We start from the raw sequence: 3,399 nt of genomic DNA, 5'->3' as shown, positions 1-3,399 counted from the left end.
GAGACCGGCGATTGGTCGGGATGGGTAGGCCGTCAGAATATTACTCTGACCCCAATTATTCACACCTGCCGGTTATTGCCACGCTGGATAACATGCTGGGGTACGCCCGCAGGGGCGATTCTGGGTATGCGAGCCATGGATTCCTCCTCGAATACATGGCATTAGCATAGGAGACTGGCGAATGGCTGGGAGGGATGGGGTGTCAGAATGTTACTCTGACCCCAATTATTCAACCTGACCCAACAAGAGATGGCTGATCGGGTCGAGTTGCACGTTAACCAGATTCGTCGCTACGAAGCCGGTACCACACAACCATCGCTCGATGCTCTCAAGAAGATTGCAGTGGGCATGAACAGCAGTATTGATGAGCTGGTGTTTGAAGATGGCGAACGCGGCCCCAGTGATGAACTGGCCTTACAGTTCGAAGCCGTCAGTCAGATGCCAGAGGATGAACGAGCCGTGGTTAAAGAGGTGCTGGAAGGATTAATCATTAAATACCAATCCAGGCGTTGGGACAGCGGTAGAAAGCAGGCGGTTAAATAGCAGCTAAAGGGAAATCTTATTAATCAATCTGTACACATGAAGAGAAATCAGTATTTTTATAATACCCTGAGTAACGCTGCCAGACTTCATCATATTTAGTGAAGTCTGGAGAATAATCTAATGCCAGCTCTTTTAGCTTTGAGTCGAACAACTCTTTTGATTCAAATTCAAAAGCTTCTCCAGAGTCAGTATTTAATACAAAGTAAACCTTTTTATTAATTAGCCTTATTTTATAACCATCACCATCATCACAAGATAAGTTCTCCGCAGGCATCCGAAGCCCAACTATAAAACCTTCAGTATGAGAGAAATCGATTATCGTCGACTTTATAATTTTCACATTATCCTTATGTATATAAAGATTGTCAGTCCGACCTGTCTGGAGTAAATATCCATCCATACCAGTAAACCCTCCGATAGCTGTATAACTCAGGGCCAAAGCTAAAACTATTAAGCCACTAAAAACTGCTTTCTTTACGAGGTTACTCAAAATACTTGTCCTCGTATCGATATTGAATTTCGTATGGAGTCCCTGGGCCGACTTCCCTTATCGCCGCATCATTAAGAATATTCCTCATAAAAATAACGGGACTATAATTTGGGTTTGGCATCACCCTCGGCTCAAAATCAAAATAGCCGTCATAAATTCTTCCATTTTCAGGATTAGTAGCAACATGCCCATGAACTTTTAAATCATCTAGAGGCAGTGGCACCACAAACTCACTACCAGAGACCTCCATGGTCGACAATACTCGCCCATCTACTGTTAATGCTTTCCCCTCAGCATTAGTCCACCACCATTTTGATTCTTCCCAAGTCAGCTTATGTCCTTTACCTGCATGCCCATTAGATAGCATCGTTTGCATACGCCGATCAAAACTACCCTTTTGTGCATAAGGCTATAACTAGTCAAATAGCTCTATGTAATTTAAATTTGCCCGACATAAAGTTGAGGAGTTTTTGTCAGGAATCCCAGCCAATATATATTCTTCAAATGGAAGTTCATCAGTAAAAAAGGTAAATTTAATACGTTCACTTTCTTCCACCAAAGATAAATTACCTCCATTACTATATTCAAAAAAGAACTTTGCATCCGTGTATTTAGCCGACACATCACAAAAACTCAGCCCAACATGAACCCCTGTTTTCGTCTTAAACTCCGAACTTCTGAATAATACCCGTGATACTTGACCTCTGCTGGTCCTCAAGAATAAAAAAGCATCACCCAACAACAACTTTAAGCCGTTCTCGGTAGTCTCAGGATCATGAAGAGAAAATTCTACATCCAAAACTGATGACTCTCCATAAACATTAACCAAATCACTTTTAGATAACCCAATTATCGAGCGATACTCGCCTATATTGTATTTAATATTTTGACCAGTGCAGCTTGCACTAAACACTGCCATAACAATAAAGAATAGACGCAGGTAATAATTATTCATTTTATATGTATCCATCCATCACCAGAATCGTGAAAACGTCCCTGATTTCCTGATGACTTATAGTCCACATGAATAGAAGAAAAATTGGGGTCAGAGTGGACTTTTGTCGCCACAATTCACCTCGCACCTTTACGAATAATCAGGAAATCAAACAAATTTGTCGAAAAAGTCATTGTTCAATATAAACGGAACCGCCGATTTTTTCCAAGCCGGATAACACTCTGCGGTTCACGCCCGCAGGTTAGAGCCTAGGTAAGGCAGCTATGGAGACCGGCGATTTGCCAGGAGATAGGGTGTCAGAATGTTACTCTGACCCCAATTTTCAATTTTACTCTGACCAAAATTTTTCTATAGCAGGTTCCTTCAAGGAATCACATAGACTTTGTTCTTTTTGCTACAAAGAAAATTATACTAGAGATCACCCACAACACCAAAATTATGAGAGGAATCCAACCGTAACTCCCCAATTCCATCCTAAAAAAATAGACTGAATAGGTTACCAACCCATAAAAGCCACTTAAGAAAAACCTAAAGGAAAAAAGCTCTCTCAAAAAAACTAATATAGATTTCATGATTATCAAAACCCTGGTGGACCTTGCTGCCTTCTGACAATAATTCCCTCACTATGGAAAAATTGGGGTCAGAGTGGACTTTTGTCGCCAAACTTTACCTCGTACTTTTACGCATAATCAGAAAATCAAACAACCTTTCCGAAAAAGTCATTGTTCAACCTAGCCGGAGCTACGGATTGTTGCCAATCCAGATAACATGCTGCGGTACATGCCCGCAGATGTGAGCCTAGGTAAGGTAGGCATGGAGACCGGCGATTGGTCGGGATGGGTAGGCCGTCAGAATATTACTCTGACCCCAATTATTCACACTCTCACCCCAATTATCACAGGGGCGATTCTGGGTAAGCGAGCCATGGATTCCTCCTCGAATACATGGCATTAACATAGGAGACTGGCGAATGGCTGGGAGGGATAGGGTGTCAGAATGTTACTCTGACCCCAAATATTCCGCAATGCAGCACTGATCCTTTTTGCGTTATAGATAACAGCCTGTAACCGCCTGTGGGGCAGCGGTATTAGTCGCGCTCCCGGGCTTACACTTGAATAACTGATTCCCGGCGCTCAAGGCTCGATGCTGAATACTGAATACTGAATACTCAGAAATTCAAGCAGGTGGGCACTCAGGGGAGCTTCAAGCCATCAGCGCATAACACCGCTCATACCGGCGCGAAAATGCCGGGCGACTCTTACACCAACGTCGACACCAGCATCGACACCAGCATCGACACCAATATCAACGGCGACATTGCCATCGACACCGGAAAACCCACAGTAGAGCGCCATTAGCTTCATTCAGTCGCAGCCATTGCAACCCACGCATTCTCCGCTCCCAGCATCAT

4 protein-coding genes are annotated in these 3,399 nt (G+C 43.3%); 1 reads left to right on the top strand and 3 read right to left on the bottom strand.

Translation table 11 applies throughout. The features are described 5' to 3' along the window. Window positions 1-234: 234 nt before the first annotated feature. Window positions 235-543 (top strand): helix-turn-helix domain-containing protein, encoded by a 309-nt coding sequence (locus ABEA58_RS14090; RefSeq protein WP_345552513.1) that lies wholly within the window; start codon window positions 235-237, stop codon window positions 541-543. A 19-nt stretch (window positions 544-562) separates the two neighbouring features. Here the strand turns inward: ABEA58_RS14090 and ABEA58_RS14085 are convergent, their stop codons facing one another. From ABEA58_RS14085 to ABEA58_RS14075, 3 genes are read right to left on the bottom strand one after another with little or no spacing between them, the layout of a single operon-like run. Beyond that, the gene (locus ABEA58_RS14085) at window positions 563-1,033 is read right to left on the bottom strand and encodes a hypothetical protein (RefSeq protein ID WP_345552511.1); all 471 of its coding nucleotides are present in this window, start codon (window positions 1,031-1,033) and stop codon (window positions 563-565) included. Continuing rightward, the gene (locus tag ABEA58_RS14080) at window positions 1,026-1,409 is read right to left on the bottom strand and encodes a hypothetical protein (protein ID WP_345552509.1); all 384 of its coding nucleotides are present in this window, start codon (window positions 1,407-1,409) and stop codon (window positions 1,026-1,028) included. The genes ABEA58_RS14085 and ABEA58_RS14080 overlap by 8 nt, the downstream gene beginning before the upstream one ends. Before the next feature lie 39 nt (window positions 1,410-1,448). Beyond that, window positions 1,449-1,988, bottom strand: a complete 540-nt coding sequence (locus ABEA58_RS14075) for a hypothetical protein (protein WP_345552508.1) — start codon at window positions 1,986-1,988, stop codon at window positions 1,449-1,451. Between the last annotated feature and the right edge of the window lie 1,411 nt (window positions 1,989-3,399).

Source organism: Microbulbifer aestuariivivens, from assembly GCF_039545115.1.
GTDB lineage: Bacteria > Pseudomonadota > Gammaproteobacteria > Pseudomonadales > Cellvibrionaceae > Microbulbifer > Microbulbifer aestuariivivens.
The sequence above is the reverse complement of the archived record's forward strand: the minus strand, read 5'-3'. Positions and strand labels throughout refer to the sequence as shown.

Coding starts and splice junctions, on each gene's coding strand:
- ABEA58_RS14080 (WP_345552509.1), bottom strand. CDS start 1,409: ATGCAAACGATGCTATCTAATGGGCATGCAGGTAAAGGACATAAGCTG.
- ABEA58_RS14075 (WP_345552508.1), bottom strand. CDS start 1,988: ATGAATAATTATTACCTGCGTCTATTCTTTATTGTTATGGCAGTGTTT.